Annotated in this window: 17 protein-coding genes; 5 read left to right on the plus strand and 12 right to left on the minus strand. The window is 27.0% G+C overall.

Translation table 11 applies throughout. The annotated features are described in order from the left end of the window. Nucleotide 1: 1 nt before the first annotated feature. The 7 genes from rplI to RWJ08_RS04340 form a co-directional block, all read right to left on the minus strand. Nucleotides 2-448 carry a 50S ribosomal protein L9 gene (gene rplI, locus RWJ08_RS04310; RefSeq protein WP_009354503.1) on the minus strand — a complete coding sequence of 149 codons (447 nt, stop codon included), beginning with the start codon at nt 446-448 and terminating at the stop codon, nt 2-4. Continuing rightward, the gene (locus RWJ08_RS04315; RefSeq protein ID WP_313961195.1) at nt 429-2,426 is read right to left on the minus strand and encodes a DHH family phosphoesterase; all 1,998 of its coding nucleotides are present in this window, start codon (nt 2,424-2,426) and stop codon (nt 429-431) included. The genes rplI and RWJ08_RS04315 overlap by 20 nt, the downstream gene beginning before the upstream one ends. Further along, a complete protein-coding gene (locus tag RWJ08_RS04320; RefSeq protein WP_313961196.1) occupies nt 2,411-3,268 on the minus strand; it encodes a hypothetical protein in 858 nt (285 codons plus the stop codon). Before RWJ08_RS04320 ends, RWJ08_RS04315 begins: the two co-directional genes overlap by 16 nt. Before the next feature lie 219 nt (nt 3,269-3,487). Continuing rightward, complete coding sequence (locus RWJ08_RS04325) at nt 3,488-3,943, minus strand: GNAT family N-acetyltransferase (protein WP_313961197.1); 456 nt, start codon at nt 3,941-3,943, stop codon at nt 3,488-3,490. A 26-nt stretch (nt 3,944-3,969) separates the two neighbouring features. Next, nucleotides 3,970-4,335 (minus strand): hypothetical protein, encoded by a 366-nt coding sequence (locus RWJ08_RS04330; RefSeq protein WP_313961198.1) that lies wholly within the window; start codon nt 4,333-4,335, stop codon nt 3,970-3,972. A gap of 35 nt (nt 4,336-4,370) precedes the next feature. Further along, nucleotides 4,371-4,853, minus strand: coding sequence for a GNAT family N-acetyltransferase (locus RWJ08_RS04335; protein ID WP_313961199.1), 483 nt, complete (start codon nt 4,851-4,853; stop codon nt 4,371-4,373). Between the two features lie 262 nt (nt 4,854-5,115). Further along, nucleotides 5,116-8,652 carry a hypothetical protein gene (locus RWJ08_RS04340; protein ID WP_313961200.1) on the minus strand — a complete coding sequence of 1,179 codons (3,537 nt, stop codon included), beginning with the start codon at nt 8,650-8,652 and terminating at the stop codon, nt 5,116-5,118. A 235-nt stretch (nt 8,653-8,887) separates the two neighbouring features. Here RWJ08_RS04340 and RWJ08_RS04345 point away from each other — a divergent pair, with 235 nt between their 5' ends. Then, nucleotides 8,888-9,535 carry a TetR/AcrR family transcriptional regulator gene (locus tag RWJ08_RS04345; protein ID WP_313961201.1) on the plus strand — a complete coding sequence of 216 codons (648 nt, stop codon included), beginning with the start codon at nt 8,888-8,890 and terminating at the stop codon, nt 9,533-9,535. 9 nt (nt 9,536-9,544) lie between these two features. Further along, nucleotides 9,545-10,552, plus strand: a complete 1,008-nt coding sequence (locus RWJ08_RS04350) for an alpha/beta fold hydrolase (RefSeq protein ID WP_293440280.1) — start codon at nt 9,545-9,547, stop codon at nt 10,550-10,552. Nucleotides 10,553-10,768: 216 nt separating this feature from the next. Here RWJ08_RS04350 and RWJ08_RS04355 read toward each other — a convergent pair whose 3' ends face one another. Then, entirely contained in the window at nt 10,769-11,158 is a 390-nt protein-coding gene (locus RWJ08_RS04355; RefSeq protein WP_293440282.1) for a nuclear transport factor 2 family protein, read from the minus strand. A gap of 137 nt (nt 11,159-11,295) precedes the next feature. Here RWJ08_RS04355 and RWJ08_RS04360 point away from each other — a divergent pair, with 137 nt between their 5' ends. Next, nucleotides 11,296-11,640, plus strand: coding sequence for a helix-turn-helix domain-containing protein (locus RWJ08_RS04360; RefSeq protein ID WP_293440284.1), 345 nt, complete (start codon nt 11,296-11,298; stop codon nt 11,638-11,640). A gap of 299 nt (nt 11,641-11,939) precedes the next feature. On the opposite strand, the gene RWJ08_RS04365 is transcribed toward RWJ08_RS04360, so the two are convergent. Together RWJ08_RS04365 and RWJ08_RS04370 are read right to left on the minus strand one after the other, a co-directional pair. Then, on the minus strand, nt 11,940-12,653 hold the full coding sequence (locus tag RWJ08_RS04365; protein ID WP_293440286.1) for a carbon-nitrogen hydrolase family protein: 714 nt from the start codon (nt 12,651-12,653) through the stop codon (nt 11,940-11,942). A gap of 10 nt (nt 12,654-12,663) precedes the next feature. Continuing rightward, nucleotides 12,664-13,149, minus strand: a complete 486-nt coding sequence (locus tag RWJ08_RS04370) for a GNAT family N-acetyltransferase (protein ID WP_313961202.1) — start codon at nt 13,147-13,149, stop codon at nt 12,664-12,666. A 176-nt stretch (nt 13,150-13,325) separates the two neighbouring features. Between RWJ08_RS04370 and RWJ08_RS04375 the strand changes: the two genes are divergently transcribed. Beyond that, nucleotides 13,326-15,305, plus strand: coding sequence for a S9 family peptidase (locus tag RWJ08_RS04375; protein WP_313961203.1), 1,980 nt, complete (start codon nt 13,326-13,328; stop codon nt 15,303-15,305). 64 nt (nt 15,306-15,369) lie between these two features. On the opposite strand, the gene RWJ08_RS04380 is transcribed toward RWJ08_RS04375, so the two are convergent. Next, entirely contained in the window at nt 15,370-16,020 is a 651-nt protein-coding gene (locus RWJ08_RS04380) for an HAD family phosphatase (RefSeq protein ID WP_313961204.1), read from the minus strand. 115 nt (nt 16,021-16,135) lie between these two features. Continuing rightward, nucleotides 16,136-16,693 (minus strand): TetR/AcrR family transcriptional regulator, encoded by a 558-nt coding sequence (locus RWJ08_RS04385; RefSeq protein ID WP_313961205.1) that lies wholly within the window; start codon nt 16,691-16,693, stop codon nt 16,136-16,138. Nucleotides 16,694-16,852: 159 nt separating this feature from the next. On the opposite strand from RWJ08_RS04385, the gene RWJ08_RS04390 reads away from it, so the two are divergent. After that, the gene (locus RWJ08_RS04390; RefSeq protein ID WP_313961206.1) at nt 16,853-18,736 is read left to right on the plus strand and encodes a cation-translocating P-type ATPase; all 1,884 of its coding nucleotides are present in this window, start codon (nt 16,853-16,855) and stop codon (nt 18,734-18,736) included. The last annotated feature ends 101 nt before the right edge of the window (nt 18,737-18,837 follow it).

Genomic DNA, 18,837 nt, shown 5'->3' on the forward strand with positions numbered 1-18,837 from the left:
ATTACTCCTTTTCAATAGAAACCTTAACAGTTGCAACTATTTCAGGATAAACTCTAATAGGAACTGTCAAAGTGCAAAGTGATTTAATATTTTCCTTTAATTCTATTTTTCTTTTGTCAATTTCAATTTTATGTTGTTTTTTCAAAGCATCACTAATATCTTGAGAAGTTATTGAACCGAAAAGCTTATCTCCACTTCCTGTTTTAGTCTTTATAACTACTTCCAATTTTTCTAAAACATCTTTTAATTCTTTTGCATTTTTTATATTTTCAGCTTCTATTCTCTTTAATTCAGCTTGTTCTTTTTCCCAGATTTCAAGATTTTCTTTTGTAGCTTCTTTAGCTAAGCCATTAGGAATCAAAAAGTTCCTAGCATATCCTGTCTTAGCATTAACAAGCTCACCAGCTTTCCCAAAACTCTTTACATCTTTAATCAAAATTACTTTCATCTATATCTTCCTCCAATAAATACTCATCTATCGCTTTCTTTAATTTTTCAATTGCTTCATCCATTGAACAATCAAGTCTAGCACCAGCAGAAGTATAATGTCCACCTCCACCAAGTTTTTCTAAAATTAATTGAACAGAAATTTTTCCTAAACTTCTTCCACTTATATGAATTTGTCCAGAAACAATAGTTAAAACGAAACTACACTCAATATCTAAAACTCCAAGCAAATCATCCGCTGCCTCTGCCGCAATTAGCATTGACTCTTCAATTTCTTCTGGAAATACACCAATACAGATATAATTTCTATATGATATTGCATTGGATAAAACATTTGATTTTAATTTTATAGTATTAAAATTATCCTTGAACAAATGTTTTACAGCGATACTATCCGCACCAAATCTCTTCAAATAGGATGCCATTTCAAAAGTTCTTACTCCAGTTTGGTAATAGAAATTTTTAGTATCGACTACTATTCCTGCAAGCAGTGATTCTGCAATTACTTTATCCAAATCAATTTTTTCAAACATATAGTAAATTATTTCAGTTACAAGTTCACAAGCTGATGATGCATAAGGTTCAAGATATGTTAACATAGGATTTTCAACAAAATCTTTTCCAATTCTATGATGATCAATAACTACAATTTTTGAAGTTACATCTAATAGGTATGGAGCTTCTGTTGAAACAGTCCTTGAATTGTCAACCAGTATAACTAAACTTGTATCCTTACATATATCATATGCTTTTTCTGGAGAAATCATCATTTCTACATAGCTAGGTTCAGTATTACTAATCCTATCATAAATATTTCTAATTGTAACAGGAACATCCTCTAAAACCATATAACAATCTTTTTTCAACTCTTTACAAATTCCCATAACACCAAGAGCAGCCCCAAAACAGTCCATATCAGGATTCTTATGTCCCATTACAAAAACTTCTGAAGATTCTCTAATTATATTTTCAAGTGCTTGTGAAATTACTCTTGCCTTTACTTTATTTCTTTCAACGCCTTTATTATTTTTTCCACCATAGAATTCTAGATCATCTCCATTTTTAAAGACAACTTGAGCTCCACCACGTCCTAAAGCCATGTCAAGAGCGGTTTGAGCTTCCTTATATCTTTCAAAAGGATTATTTCCACCAAGACCAATACCAATACTTAAAGTGGGTTTTATATTACCTGTAATTTCTAGTTCTCTAAGTGTTTCTATTATACTGAATCTATCATTTCTAATTTTTTCTAGAATAGAATTACTTGAGATAACTAAATATTTTCCAGAATCATATTTTCTTACAATTGCTCCTAGATTTGAAAAATAACTTATAATAAGTTTATCCATTTCAGCAGTCAATAATGTCTTAAAATCTTCATTTGTGTTATTACGAACATCTTCGTAATTATCTATATAGATTAAAATAGAATTTAAAGTATCATCTTCATATTGCTTTTGCAATTTTGAAAATTCTAAATTATCTATTAGATAAATTATTACATTAACCTCTCCATTGTCCTCGTCTTTTACAACATTATAGTAAACTAAGTAATCAAATTTTTCTGTTTTCCAATTAACCTTTCCTGATACAGTTTTTAAAACTTCGGAAATATTAAAACTTGAAATTTTAGAATTAATATCTATTCCAATAACATCTTTTCCTGAAAAAAGCACTGAAAACTCTGGACTATACCATTTAACTCTACCTTTGTTGTTAAGAACAGCAATAGGAAATGGCATTTTGTAAACTACTTCACTTGCAATATTATCCAAGGAATCTCTATGCTTCTTCATATCTTCATCATATTCTAGATTTTTATTCTTTACATAGTATAAAACTAAAATAAATGAAATAAAAGTTAATATAAAAGATACAATCCCAAATATAAATTGAAAATAAAGAACAAAAGCTGAGATTAAAACCATAAATAAAAATAAAATATAAAAATCTGATAATTTAACTATTTTCTTTCCCATTTCATACCTCTCTTAATTGAACTATAAATTCCATATATGAAATAACCTAAATACACAATAGCAAAAAATATTGAAATAATACTAATAGAATTTGCTAAAATAGCACTATATTTCGATTTTAAAAACACATTAAATTTTATAAATCCTTGAACTATCATAATTTCTATAAACATTAGCATTAAATTATACGTAATCAAAAAAACTTTATAGTATTTTTCAATTCCAAAAATACTAGCAAAAAAGATTGCTAATGAAATACATATGCCAAATAACGGAAATTTAGAAGAATATATCATAATCATATCATCCGAATCTCTATTTAATTTATAAATCTTTTTAGATAAAAATGAATACCCTAAAGAGCAAAAAACAAAAGAAATCCCAAATGAAATTGCAGGGTAAATTGTCTTCATGGTTTCAACAAAAGCTTCTACACTTCCTATTCTTAAAATTTCTTTGTAATTCTTAAAATTATCTAATAATTCTGCCATTGTCTTTAAAAATGCCTCATAAGCATTTGAGTTTAATTCTAAAAGCATAAAATCACTTACTAGAAGCATTGCCATAGCAATTGCGCTTCCAAACATAATTTTATAGCCGTCTACACCTTTATCCATTCCTTTTATAAATATGAAAGAAATAATTACAGGAATGAGCGCAGTGAAATTTCCTAAAATCACAATAGACAATATTGAATACATTCCAGCCGATAAGATATACATCCTTAGATTTGATTTTTTATATAAAATTACCATTGGAACAAAACTTAATAAATTTAAGATAGGAAACAAAACCATTCCTATAGCCAAAAAATAATATAAAAATACTTTTTTATCTTGCATTTTAAACCTCTATTTCATAAACTAACTTTAATAAATTTTCATTTATTAATTCTCTATAACACATATTTTTTTAAAATAATATAGTCTTTATACAAATGCATAAAGTTACTAATATTATACCATATTTCCGATTATAAATAAATGCGTTGAAAATTTAATTTTGACAAAGAAAAACAGCAAATCTTTTGAATTGCTGTTAAAAAAGTTTCACGATAAAATTTATCTATATTTTTTCATTATATACTTAAGTTTTGGCATTTCAATAACTTCATCAATTTCAAATCCAAGTTTAGTATAAAGATTTTTTGCATTTTTATTAGAATCGAAAACATTTAAAGAAATACTTTTTATATTTTCATCTTTAAAAATCAAATCTATAAAACTTCTTATTGCCTCTTTTCCAAAACCCATTCCTTGCTTTTTAGGATTTATTATAATTCTACCAATATGTATATTATCTTTTTCAATTCTTATTTGCTGAATCATTCCTAAAAATTCATCTTCATTGAATATGGAAAACACATTTTCCATTTCTTTAATTTTATCATAAGTCAAAGGATATGAAATTTTTAGTCCCATCCATTGTTCTTGAAAATCCTCTCCTCTTTCATTTGACCATTCACATAATAGTGTGGCATTTTCTTTTCTTAATCCTCTTTCAAATCTAATAACCATATAAAACCTCAATTTTACTATAATTTTTATTTTCTATACAAATAATTTTCTGCTTTAGACTTAATATATTTATTTCTAAAAGTAATAGCTATAGCTAGTGGTAAAATTATAAGAGGTAGACAAAAAGCAACTCCTGCAATAGCTAAAGTTTTATATTGACCTCTCCCGTGTAAATCCTTGCTCATTCCGTTCAAAGAATCTGCAAAATAATTTAAAATTGATCCATTATTTACCATTGATAACAAAACAAACTCTACTATAACTAATGCTATAAATATAAGAGCTGTCCATCTTGCAGCAACATTGCATATCTCTATTCTTTTTTCTATACTTATATCTTCTGCATTTTGAATATTCTTAAACCATTTTTTTGCTCTTTCTTCCTTTGTCATATCTATTTCTCCTATAAATTTAAATTTCATCTATCTTAAAGTTTTAGTATTGCAATAACTTCATCTCCATCCATATCTCCATTTTCTACAAAACCAAATGAATGATACAACTCTTTAGCAATTTTATTTTCAGGTTCATAAGATAGCCAACAATACTCCGCTTTACCACAAGGAAATGATTTAATAAAATCTAAAGCAAGTTTCATAGCTTCTTTTCCAAAGCCTTTTTGTTGATAAGTCTCATCAATCATCAAACGCCACAGATTATAGTTTTCCTTTGCTATATTCGGAACATTTTTCCAAGTTTCATCTACATCATAGCCAATCATCAGAAAACCAATAGGCATATCGTCATCATAGATTCCAAAGGGAAAAACAACTCCATTTGATGTAATAGTTAAATATGCTTCAATAATACTTACGTCATTAGATGCTACAAAATTATTTTGCGATTTAGACACTTTTAATTTAAGTATCTCCCATATATTTTTCCTATTTATTTTTTCTAAATGAAGCATACTACCTCCAAATTTTTTTAATTTATTTTACTTTTATTATAACACAAGATTATTTATTTATATATCTATAATGGTTATTATACTATATTTTCAATTATAAATAAATGCATTGTAAATTGAATTTTGGCAAAAATAACTCCACCCTTACACGATGCTTCACATCGGGTGGGTACTCGCGAACCTTGTTATTTCGCAATAAAAACCCCAAATCTTTTGTTCTGATTTGGGGCTTTACATTATAAGCTAATTACATTTTTGTTATCTATTTTTTCTTTTTTGAATAAAGAAAACCTACTAAACTTGTTACTGCTAACAATATACTTGAATTTGAAATATTAGTTTTTGGAATACCTTTGTTACTTTTTGTATTTTTTTGTTTTGTTTGTTTAACTTCACTCTTATCTTTTTTATCGTCTTCCTTCTTATTTAAAACATGAATTTGTGTTTTGGCATAACCATTTTTAAATTTAAACTCAAGATTATGATTTCCTTCTGCTAAAGAATTTTTAAATTCATTAGCAAACTCTACGATTGTACTACCTGATTTTAAAGTGTACATTGATGGGTCAACAAGCTTGCCATCTAAATATACATTTTCAAAATTTTTAACATCTTCATCCAATCTAAAGTATAATTTATGGCCATCATTTTTCGTTACAGTTTGATTTTTACCATATAAAAATTCAATTACCTTAGGATTGTTGTTATTTTGTTTATCTGATGAATTATTATTCTTTCCTTTTTCGAGCTTAGCTTTTAAAGAATTAACTTTTTCTTCAAGTTCTTTTATTTTTTTGTTAAGATCATCAATTTCATTTTGTTTTTTAATTCCGGATTGCTTTGCCTTTTCTAATTTTTGCTTGGTTTCTTCAAGCTCTTTTTTAGTTTTTTCTAAATCTTGGCTAGTTTTTTCAAATTCCTGTTCAATTTTTTCAAGCTCTTTTATCTTTTTGCTAAGCTGATCAATTTCATTTTGCTTTTTACTTCCAGATTGTTTTGCACTTTCTAACTCTTGCTTAGCTTTTTCTAATTCTTGCTTGATTTTTTCAAGTTCTTTTTTAGTTTTTTCTGAATCTTGTTTGGCTTTTTCAAATTCTTTTTTAGTTTTTTCAAGCTCTTTTTTAGTTTTTTCAAACTCATTTTTTGTTTTTTCTGAATCTTCCTTAGCTTTTTTAAATTCCTGTTCAATTTTTTCAAGTTCTTTTATCTTTTTGTTAAGCTCATCAATTTCATTTTGTTTTTTACTTCCGGATTGTTTTGCACTTTCTAACTCTTGCTTAGCTTTTTCAAGTTCGTTTTTAGTTTTTTCTGATTCTTGCTTAGCTTTTTCAAATTCCTGTTCAATTTTTTCAAGCTCTTTTATCTTTTTGCTAAGCTCATCAATTTTATTTTCTTTTTTACTTCCAGATTGTTTTGCATTTTCTAACTCTTGCTTAGCTTTTTCAAGTTCTTGTTTGATTTTTTCAAGTTCTTTTCTAGTTTTTTCTGAATCTTGTTTTGATTTTTCAAGCTCTTGTTTGATTTTTTCAAGTTCTTTTTTTGTGTTTTCTAAAATTCTTTCAAGTTCTTTTTTTTCTCTTTCTCCAACTATTGATGGAGCATTTTCTGTACTTAATTTATCTAATAAGTCTTTATTCGGAGCAGTATATCCATTCCAATTTGGTGTTTCATTTTGAAGTTTAGAGTCTTCAATCGAATTCGTAGATTTTTTACCATCTATTGCATATCCTTTTGTTTTTTTGTCAATAGTTATTGAGTCAAGTACAGCTTTTCCACCTTCATTCTTACTCATATAACTATTTCCACCATGCAAATATGCATTATCAACAGTAATTGTTCCATTACCTGAAACTCCATTTCCACCTTTGCCTGAAAATCTACCATTTCCTCCAACAGCAATTAAAGTTCCTTTTCCTGCTACTGTTCCCTCTAATTTTAAAGCATCTCCTCCATTACTTGTAAGAGCATAGCGACCGCCTGCAAAAAGTCCAAGTTTTGCATCTTTTTCAATAGTTAATGTTTTACCTTTTGCAATCTCCATTGCTCCTTGTCCTTTATATTGTTCACCTGTAGGAGCTTCATCTCCACGTATAAATACATTACCTTTTATAGTTGCATTACCTTGAACACTCACAACTGGAGTTTGTATATGTTTTGCATTTTTTCCATCAGTTAAATAATTTGCATTTGAATAAATAACAGAGTTTTGTAATGTTGCACCATCTTTTAAAATTATTTGACCATTTATAGAAGATCCACTTGCAAAACTCTTATGATAGTCATCATAATTTACTTCAAGAGTTCCACCATTTTCAACTGTTATTTTTCCATATAATGATGAATCTGAAAGATTAAGTTTACCACCGTCTTTTACTACGATATTTACAGAACTTAAAATTTTCATATTTATAAGATAAAGTTCACCCGTAACAATTAAAGTTTGAGTGGTAGCTTTATTTTCTTCAATTGGATAGCCTAGTTCAGAATATTTTCCACTCTCTCTTGAGCCAAACCAAAGTTTTAAATTTTTTGGAACAGTTACTTCTTCTTTATCTTTTCCAAACTTTTTGATTACCCAAGGTTTCATATCCCATTCTTTTTTTGTAGCAGGGTTTTTTAAAGTTTTAAATTCTTTATCTACCAATCTTTCTTCAAGTGTAACTTCATTAGAATCAAATACTTCAAAATCTAATTCATTTGATTTTAGCTTTCCATCTTTTGATTGTACAAAAACCTTATAATTTCCTTTTTTAGAAGGAATTCCAGATAATTTGATACTATTGTCCATTTCAGAATATTTTGCTTGCATACCAGAATCATCTGAAACCATTTTTGCTTCTAATTGTAAATTATGTGTTACTTCTTTCGCATCCTTAAAGTCTGAATCTGATGGTATTTCTTTGTCTGTATAAGCAATTTGTAATCTTACATTACTATTTTTATTTGAATTTACTCCTCCACCTGTAGCAGATGAAAGAGCATCGTATTTTTGTTGACCTATAATTGCTGCTTCAAATGAACCTACAATTCTTAAATAGTATTTTTTAGAATAATTATTATCTTTTTTAACAAAAGAATTTCCATTTCTTTCAAATGAAATAGAAGATTCATCATTGAAAACAAATTTAACTATATGTCCGTCTGGAACTTTTTGTCCAAGATAGAAAACTTTATTTTCTTCATCTATAAAGTAATTATTTCCAAAAACAGCTGATTTGCTACTTGTCTTCCAATATTCAACATTATTCACAAAAATCTGCTTAATTTGTGTAATCTTATCTTTTAACTCAAGAGAATATTTATTTTCAAAAAAAGATTCATTAAGTATTTTTAATGAAAAATCATTTTGATCTTTATTATCAGGAGTTTCATTTGGTGTAGAAGGTTTTTTATTGTTATTTTCTTCTATTTTTATAAAATTATCTCCATCTTTTTTAAATGAAATAGTACTTTTATCTTTGAACTCAATCTTTATAACTTCTTTATCCTTTGGATTAAGACCAAGGTATAAACAGTTATCTGATAAATCAACAAAAAATGTCTTTCCAAATACTGCAGTTTTATAATCTTTTTTTACATATTCATTATTTTCTACAAAAATTTTTGTTATTTCCTTTAATTTATCTTTAGGCGTAATTTCATATTTATCACCACTTCCAAATCTACCTTTGATAAATTTTAAAGAAATATCATCTTTTTGTTCTTGTGTTGTCGTTTTTGCATTTAAAACTTGCATTTGACTAATTGGAATTAAGCACATTGAAAGGCTTAAAACAATTGCCGTAAATTTTTTCTTCATATAAACCTCCGAATTTTTAATATAGATTGATTTGCAATATCGTTTAAATTATATTATATAATTATATTTGAAGTCAAGATATTTTTATAATTTTTTTAATAAACCTTTTGAAGGGATTTAATTATACACATTTTTAAAATTTTTAATTTAGTTTAATTAGCATTGACTAATTAGTCAAAGGATGATATAATTTTATTAAACGAAATTGACTATTGAGTCAACAAAGGAGGCGTTTATGATTACTAAAAATTTTGAAAAAATTTCAGAAGATAAAAAACAAATGATAATAAATAAAGGGATAAAAATTTTCTCAGAGTTTTCATTTGTGGAGGCAAAAACTGATTTAATAGTTAAGGAAGCTGGTATTTCTAAGGGTTTATTATTTTACTATTTTGATAATAAAAAGAATTTTTATCTATATCTACTTAATTATGCAGTAGATTTATTAACACAAGATTTAGAATGTAAGACATATTATGATTTTTTCGATAACATTTTTAGTATTATGGATAAAAAATGTAATTTAATAAAAAAATATCCTAATGAAACTAAATTTTTAAATATGGCTTCTAAGGAAACAAGCAAAGAAGTTGACAAAGAAATTAAGGATATTTTTAGTGAATATCACAAAAAATCAAATGAAAAATTAAAAAAACAAATTTCTAATTCTATTAAAATATTTAACTTAAGAAAAGATATTGATCATGAATTAGTTGTGGATGCTTTATCTTTATATATTGATGCGATTGTTATAAAATATCTCAATCTATATCAAGATAATCCAATGGATTTATTCGACAATTATGATGAATTTAAAAATAGTATTAGTAAATATCTAGGTTTAATGCTTAATGGATTTCTTAATACAGATTGTTTAAGATAGGAGGATAAAATGTTTTATAAAAATCCTTATGAATACTTATCTGGAAAACTTGAAAATAAAAAGCTAATTAATGCTGGTTTTTCAGAAAAAACTTATGACACAGGTACTGTTAAACTTAACTATGTAATTGGTCCAAAAAACGGACCAAGTTTGTTGCTAATTCCTGCTCAAATAGGAATGTGGGAGAGTTATAAAAAAGTACTAATACCTTTATCTAAAATTTTTCAAGTTTATTCAATAGATATAAGAGGACATGGAAAATCTACTTGGACACCTGGTTATTATTCTTGGGAAATTGTAGGTGAAGACTTAAAAATGTTTATCAAAAATGTAATAAAAGAAAAAGTAATTATAAGTGGAAATTCATCTGGGGGTATTCTTGCCCTATGGTGCGCAGTTAATATTCCTGAATATGTTTCTGGAATTGTTCTCGAGGATGCCCCAATCTTTTCTACGGAGATGCCAAGATTTAAAGAACAAGATAAATTTGTTTACAATGGATTAAAACATCTTGTTGACAAAATTGGAAATATTGAAGACAGAGACTTAGCAGATTATTTTAGAGATATGGAAATACCTGATTCTGATAAGAGAATTAAAAAAATTCCAAATTGGTTTGCTAATTGTTTATCAAAAAAGATAAAAAAATTTCAAAACAAATACCCTGATAAACCCATTTCAGTAGGATTCCCTGATAGTTTACGACTACTTATTAAATCATTGTCTATGTTTGATCCCGATTTTGCTAGAGCTTTTGTTGATGGAAGATTTTATGATGGGATTAACCACGAAGAAGCCTTTAAAAAAACAAAATGTCCAATAATGCTTATTCACGCTGACTGGAAAAGATATGAAAATTTTGGACTTGTAGGAGCTTTTGATGAAGATGATGCTAAACATGCAATTTCTTTAGCTCCACAAATTATATATAAAAAAGTTTCTGCTAATCATGTAATTCACGCTTTTAAACCTAAAAAATTTATTGAATTATTAACTGAATTTAAAGAAAATATATAAATTTATTAATCTATTTAGAATAATTTTTTATTGCGAAGCAACAAGGTTCTCGGTACTCACCCGATGCAAAGCATCGTGGAAAGCTGGGGTTCTTATTGCGAAACGACAAAAGAGAAGACTTATATATTTTGATATAAAATCTTCTCTTTTTAAAAATTTGACATTCATTATTTTATTTTACATATCTCTTACATTTTGTTATAAAAATAAATTCACCTATTTCCAAAATTTATCTTCTTCTTCTTGTTGTTCTGCAAAAGTCCATACTTCTTGTATTTTTCCATTCTCTATTCTAAATAAATCAACACCAGGGTCATTTAGTTTTTCATCTTCTTTTTCAGCTAAAGAAACAACACTTGCAACAACAAAACAATCATTACTTGCAGCCCAATTTGTAATTACTCTAAATGTCCCATTGCTTCTTTTGGTAAATTCTCCTAAACGTTCTCCCAACGCCTCTTTTCCTTTAACAATTCCTGAAAGTGGACCTTCTCCTCCCATATGCCATACAATATTATCAGACATTGTTTCAAAAACCGATTTAAAATCTCCCTTCAATAATGCTTCTGTATAAGCATTGTATACTTTCATAATTTCACTTTTCATAGCCAATCTCCTTTCTTTTTGAGGATTGAATTTCCTCTTACTATTATTATACTTTTTAAGTCTTGACTTTAAAAGTACGAACATTTATAATACATAGTATCTGATACGATACTATAACACATGTTAAGGAGGTTTTTATGTCAACTATTTATGATAAATGCCCTTATGTTACTACTCAGAAGGTTTTACAAGGAAAATGGGCAATTGTAGTTTTATATCATTTAAGTACAGGTACTAAAAGATTTAATGAACTTGAAAGATTAATTCCTGAAGTTACTCGAACTGTTTTAACAAGGCAATTGCGTCAATTAGAACAAGATAAATTAATCAAAAGAAAAGTTTTTGCTGAAGTACCTCCTCATGTTGAATACTCTTTAAGTAAATTAGGTACTAAATTTCAGAAAGTTTTGAACGAAATAGAAATTTTTGGACTAGATTATATTTCTGAACTTAACAAAATTAATAATCTAAAGAATAAATAAACTTATATACTTAATTATGCAGTTGATTTATTTACATGAGATTTATAATATAAATCAAGTTCTCATTTTTTTTATAATACTGTTTTTTATTATGGATAAAAAATGCAATTTCATTATCTCCACAAATTATATGTAAAAAAGTTTCTACTAATCATGTAATTCACACTTTTAAACCTAAAAAATTTACTGAATTATTAACAGAATTTAGAGAAAATATCTAACAATTGCAAAAGAAAAAAGAGCTGATTTTAGATATAAAATCTCTAGTCAGCTCTTTTTCTAAATTTCAGAATCTTTTTTTATATCTCAACGATTAAAATATCTTCTTTATCCAACTCTAAACTCTTTTCAATTTTTCCATTTTTAAAATAATATGCCCCACCAACGCTTATTGGCTCCTCTTTTGTAATTGAATTTACCAAAAGAACATTATCTGATGCCAATTTAGATTGCTTAGCATAATCATATTGTTCAGTATTTTCCCATTCATCTTTTGAGAAATTACAATAAACAGGCCAAAGTAAAATTCCTTTTGTTTTAAATTTTTCGGGGCAAATCCACAAATCGCCACATAGTGCAATTTTAAATTCTGTATTCTTATAGATAAAAGTTTCTGAAGTCTCTCCCTCACAATAGTGTTCATCAGTAATTAAATATTCTTTCCAGTTTTTAGTAATCCTTCTATAGTTGTGAATTATTTTTCCTTTTTCAATTACTACAAAAGAAGAGAAAATTTGCTCTCTTTCTCTTTCGATATATCCGATACCAAGATCAATATTATATTTTTCACTAAGATTTTTTAGTTTATCCATTATAAAAGAATCTTTTGTAATTGCAATATTTTTATCTATTTCATAATTCCAAGAAAGTGAGTCAAAGCCTTGTAAAAAAGTTTCTCCAAAACAAAGTAAATCCGCCTTTCCGTTAGCAGAAATAATTGCCTTTTCTATTTTTTTTATATTATATTCAATTTCTCCGTTCTTAAATTCGTAAGAAACCAATCCTATTTTCATAATATCTCCATTAAAATATTTTTGACATCATATACTCATCTACATATTTTCCATTTACATACATTGTCTTTTTCTTAGTGCCTTCGATTGAAAATCCCATTTTTTCATATAATTTTATTGCCGATACATTTTCGCATTCAACAGTAAGTTCTAATCTTATAATTTTGTTTTTAACTGCCCAATCACCAAGCATTTGAAAAAGTTTTGTTCCAATTTTTCTATTGTGGTAGTATTTTTGTATTCCAATTACAATATAAGCAGTATGTCTAATTCTCCTAAAAGCTCCTCTTTCTGCTGATAAAAAGCCTACTATTTTATCATCCTCTATTGTTCCTAAAAATAAATTATTTTCATCTTTTAAATTTTTTACAAGTTTTTTCTCGTTCCAAACTCTTTCATCAGGTTCAAACATCATAAAATTTGTTTCGCTATCAATAATTTTTAGACAATTATAAAACTCTCTAGCATCTGTATCTATCAATCTTCTAATTTCCATAATAATCTCCATTTTTAATTTCATTTAATATATTTATTTTATCATATAATTAGAATTTATCAAAAATTATTTTTTTGTAATTTTTTTCTTTTTGTAGTATAATCAAACTGCAAGGCTTATACATTAAAATTTTTTAATTAATGTTAATCATTGTGAATTTAGCTTAAGGAGGCAATATGAAAAGTATAAAAATTGATGAATTTAAAAACTTTAAATTTTTAGGAAATTTACATTTAAGTAAAGACGAAAAAAATCTATTTTATTCCGTTTCTAATATGAATTTAGAAAAGAATTCTTATGAACATAGAATTTATAAAATGGATTTGGAAACTAGAAAGTCCTTTGTTTTTACTAATGGTGCTAAGGAAAGTTCTTTTATTGAACTTTTAGACGGTTCTATTCTTTTTGCAAGCGATAGAGAAGACAAAAAAGAAGACTCAGATATAACTAAATTTTATAGAATATGCCCTTTAGGTGGCGAAGCTGTTTTAGACTTTACTATTCCTGCTTTGGTAAATAGAATAAAACAAATAAATGACGATGAATTTTTAGTTTTGGCTAATTTTAATAGAACAAAAGAATTAGAAAAAATTGAAAAAGAAGAAAAGAATAAAGAGAATAAAGAAAAAACTTATGACGATTCTAAGGATTATCTTGTTGCAACTGAAATTCCTTTCTGGGGAAATAATATTGGCTTTACAAATGAAGACAGAAGTAGGCTTTATCTTTTTAATAAAAAGACTTCTGAATTCATTCCTTTAAGTGATGATATCACTGATATTTATGGTTTAGAAATAAATGAAAATAAAACTAAAGCTGTATTTATAGCAACATCTTATACAGGAAAAATGCCTCTTGTAAATGAAGTTAAAATTTTAGATATTAGTTCTAAAACAGTAGATATTTTAGCAAAAGACTATTCTTTCGAATATGCTAACTTTATAGATAATGAAAATATTGTAGTTAAAGCTTCAGATATGCAAGAATATGGTTTAAATGAAAATTCAAATATTTATATTATAAATATTAATAATAAGTCATTTGAAAAGATTGTAAATGATAATTTTGATATGTGTATGCATAATTCCGTTGGTACTGATATGAGATTAACTGGCGGAAAAAGCACTTTAGTAAAAGACGGATTTATGTACTTCATAAATACTGAGGTAAATAGTTCATATATTTATAGAATTGACAAAAATGGAAATCTCGAAAGATTAAACGAAAAATCAGGTTCTATAGATTGTATAGATGTTTCTAAAGATGGTAAAATTTATGCCATTGCATTAAAAGACTCTAATTTACAAGATATTTATGAAATTTCTAGAGAAGAAGAAAATAGAATTTCTTTCCATAATGATACTACTGAATATTCTCTTTCAGAAATTGAAGAAATTACTTTTACTAATGACGGAATAGGATTTATTGGATATGTTATGAAACCTGTTGACTATGATCCAGAGAAAAAATATCCAGGTGTACTTCATGTTCATGGTGGCCCTAAAACTGTTTTTGGAAAAGTATTCCATCACGAGATGCAATTTTTAGCAAATAATGGCTACTTTGTATTTTTTACAAATCCTAGAGGTTCAGATGGTAGAGGTAAAGAATTTGCTGATATTCGTGGAAAATATGGAGAAATTGACTTTGATGACCTAATGAAATTTACTGATGCTGTAATTAAAAATTACCCTGCACTTGATGAAGAAAGACTTGCAATCATGGGTGGAAGCTATGGTGGTTTTATGACAAATTGGGCTATCGGACATACAAATAGATTTAAAGCTGCTTGTTCACAACGTTCAATTTCAAATATGACTTCTGAATTTTTACTTACAGATATTGGATATTATTTCATAGATGACCAAATCTCTGCAACTCCTTGGAATAATTATGAAAAATTATGGTATCATTCCCCACTTAAATATGCAAATAAAGCACAAACACCAACTCTTTTCATTCATTCAGATGAAGATTATAGATGTTGGATACCAGAAGGAATTCAAATGTTCTCTGCACTAAAATATCATGATGTACCTGCGAGACTTGTAATGTTTAAAGGTGAAAATCATGAACTATCAAGAAGTGGTAAACCAATGCATAGAATAAGAAGATTAAAAGAAATATTAGAATGGTTTGATAATTATTTAAAATAATTTAGAAACTTTAAAGAGCTATGTTAAATTTTTCAACATAGCTCTTTTTTCATCATAATTTTATTTAAAGTCCAATTTTTTTCAAATTTTCAACGGAAATTGTATCCATTTTATAGTCAAAGTCTGTTGTTCTTTCAAAAAATTCTCCATTAGTCAAAGGTTCATAAACCAAAACTGTTTTTATTCCCCTTTTCTTTGCCGTTTTTAATGGAGCTTCGGTATCATCAAAAAATATTATGTCGTCAACATCTGCATTGTGTTTTTTTACTGCCCAATCATAATATCTTTCATCATCTTTTAAATATCCACAATCATCGCAGGTTTGGATATAGTTAAAATACTTCATAAGTCCTGTTCTTTCTAAACAATTTTTACAAAGCCCTATATTTGTAGCCGTATTCAAAGAAATCTTATAGCCTTTTTCTTTTAAGTAATCTAAGGCATTCATTACATTTTCTTTTGCTCCGTAAATTTCATCATATCCTTCTTTTACATATTTTAAATTTCTGGCATAAATTTCATCCGGAGTTAAATCAAGATTGAAATAATTTTTAATTGCTATTCCTCTTGCATAAAGTTTTTTTCCTTTAAACAACTCTTTTAGTTCATCAGTTTCTTCTAAATTCATCTCTTTAAGAAAATATTTACAACTTCCGAACCAACCCCCAATAGAATCAATTAAAGTTCCGTCCATATCAAACATTACACACTTCATAACTTCCTCCTGATATTAAATATATAATTATGATAAAACAAATATTGATTTATCACAATACGCAAAGCTCCATTCATTTTATCATATTTTAGCTAATTTCTCAAATCATTATATACTAAATTATAGGATCTACTACTCTAAAAAAATAATCTGCAATTTCTTCTGGACTTTCTTCCATTTGATCTTTAATCCACCATTTTACTGTTTCCACAAATGAACAACAAATATGATTTTTCAAGAATTTCTTAAACTTCTCATCTTCAATATTATCGATAAAAATATATTCATCTATTACCTTAAATAGATAAGTTTTAAAATATTCTAAAAACAATTCATTACTTTCACAACTTAAAACCTTTATAAACTCTTCCTTATTTTCCTTTAAATGATAAAGTATATGTGTAATTAAAATTTTAGGATTTTTGTTTGAATTTTCAAAAATTTTTGAACATTCTCTACTTAAATCATTAGAAAATATATGTTCAAACAACTCACGACAAATTTCTTTTAATAAATCATCTTTTGTTTCAAAATGAGAATAAAAAGTACTCCTACCTATATCTGCCAAATCAATAATTTCTTGAACTGTTATTTTATTATAATTTTTCTTGGATAAAAGCTCTGTAAAAGCCATAAAAATTGCTTTTCTTGTTTTAATTTGCTGTCTATTCATAAAATCCTCCATACATTTTTCAAAAAATGTTCAAAGTATTACTATTTTAATTAATTGCTTATTGATATATAATATCTATAGTGATACAATTAAATCAAACAAAGTGTTCGTTATTAAATTAATTGTAGCATTATAAACAGAAAAAATCAAGGAGGACTTATGATAAATAAAATTTCAAAATTATTCAGTGGTTTACACTTTACTATCATTTCAATAGTATTTTTTATACTAAATGTTGTCTTAAATCTTTTAAAGATAGAAACTGCATTTAAACCGGTATGGATAAGTATTGTTATATCTGCTTTCCCTTTTTTAGTTGGGGCTATTAAAAATCTAGTAAAATTTAAAATAAAAAATTCACTTTTAATCACAATTGCAGTAATCGCATCCGTATTTGTTGGAGAATATTTTGCAGCAGCTGAAATCGCAATTCTTATGGCAATCGGAGAACTTTTAGAAGACTATACAGTTGACAGAGCCAAAAAAGGTCTTAATGATTTAATTTCTTCCGCTCCAAAAAAAGCAAAGAAACTTATTAAAACTAATGATTCTTATACTGTTAAAGAAGTTCCGATTGAAGAAATTGAAAATGGAGATATAATCAGAGTTATGCCTGGGGAAATAATTTCAGTTGATGGAATTATAAAAGAGGGTTTTTCTTCTATTGACCAATCAATTCTAACAGGAGAAAGTTTACCTGTAGATAAAACTGTTGGAGACGAAGTTTTCTGTGGTTCTATGAACTGTTTTGGAAGTATTGACATCATAGCAAAAGATGTTGAAAATTCTTCTTTACAAAAATTTATCGACTTGGTTGAAAGAGCAGAAAAAGAACAAACTCCTATGCAAACAGTAATTGACAGACTTGCAGTTAAACTCGTTCCGACTGCACTTTTAATTGCAATTGCAACTTTTGCAATAATGATGTTATCTAATTTTGATTTATACACTTCAATAAATAGAGCAGTTACGGTTTTAGTTGTATTTTGTCCTTGTGCCCTATTCTTATCAACTCCAACTGCTGTTATGGCTTCAATCGGTCAAGCAAGTAAACATGGTGTTATAATAAAAACATTTAATGCTCTTGAAAAACTAGCAAAAGTTAATAAAATAGCTTTTGACAAAACTGGAACTTTAACTTATGGAAAGTTAAATGTAAATGATATAGAAAATTTTTCTGATTTTTCAGACGAAAAAATAATGTCCTTAATCTCAAGTTTAGAATCAAAAAGTGAGCATCCTATTGCAAAATCAGTAACAGAATATCTAGATGAAAAAAATATAAAAAAAGAAAATGTTGAAAATTTTAAAATGAAAATTGCAAGAGGAGTCGAAGGAGAGATTTTAGGAAATAAATATTTCTGCGGAAATGAAAAATACTTTAGAGAAAATAATATAAATGTCAAAGACAATATAAAAGAAAAAATTGAAAAATACTCAAATGAAGCTAAAAATATAATTCTTTTTGGAGATGAAAAAGAAGTTTTATCAATCGTAACTCTATCAGACACTCTAAGAGAAAATGCTAAAGAAATGGTAGAAAATTTAAAAAGCTTTGAAATTGAGCCACTACTTCTAACTGGAGACAATCTTTTAACTGCAAAATACTTTTCAGACAAAGTTGGAATAACAGAAGTAAAGGCCGAACTTTCTCCCGAAGAAAAGTTTGAAAATATAAAAAATCTAAAAGAAAATAATGTCGTTTGTATGATTGGAGACGGAATCAATGACGCTCCCGCTCTTAAACTTGCAGATGTTTCGGTTGCAATGGGAAAAACAGGAAGCGACATTTCAATCGAAAGTGCTAATATTGTACTAATGGGACATGATGTTTCAAAAATAGTTTATCTAAAAAAACTCGCCAATGCAACAGTTAAGACGATAAAATTCAACATCATAATATCACTTTTAATTAACTTTGTAGCAGTAATTTTATCAGTTCTTGGAGTTTTAAATCCATTAGTTGGTGCAATAGTACACAATCTAGGTTCAATACTCGTAATTCTAAATGCGTCATTACTATACGATAGAAAATTTAATTAGAAACCTTTAAGAGAAGCAATTTTGCTTCTCTTTTATCATTGCAAAAAGACTAAAAATATGTTATTATTTTAGAATGATTTTAGACTTTTTACGGAGGATAT

It is taken from the genome of uncultured Parvimonas sp., from assembly GCF_963524015.1.
In the GTDB taxonomy this organism is placed as follows: Bacteria; Bacillota; Clostridia; order Tissierellales; family Peptoniphilaceae; genus Parvimonas.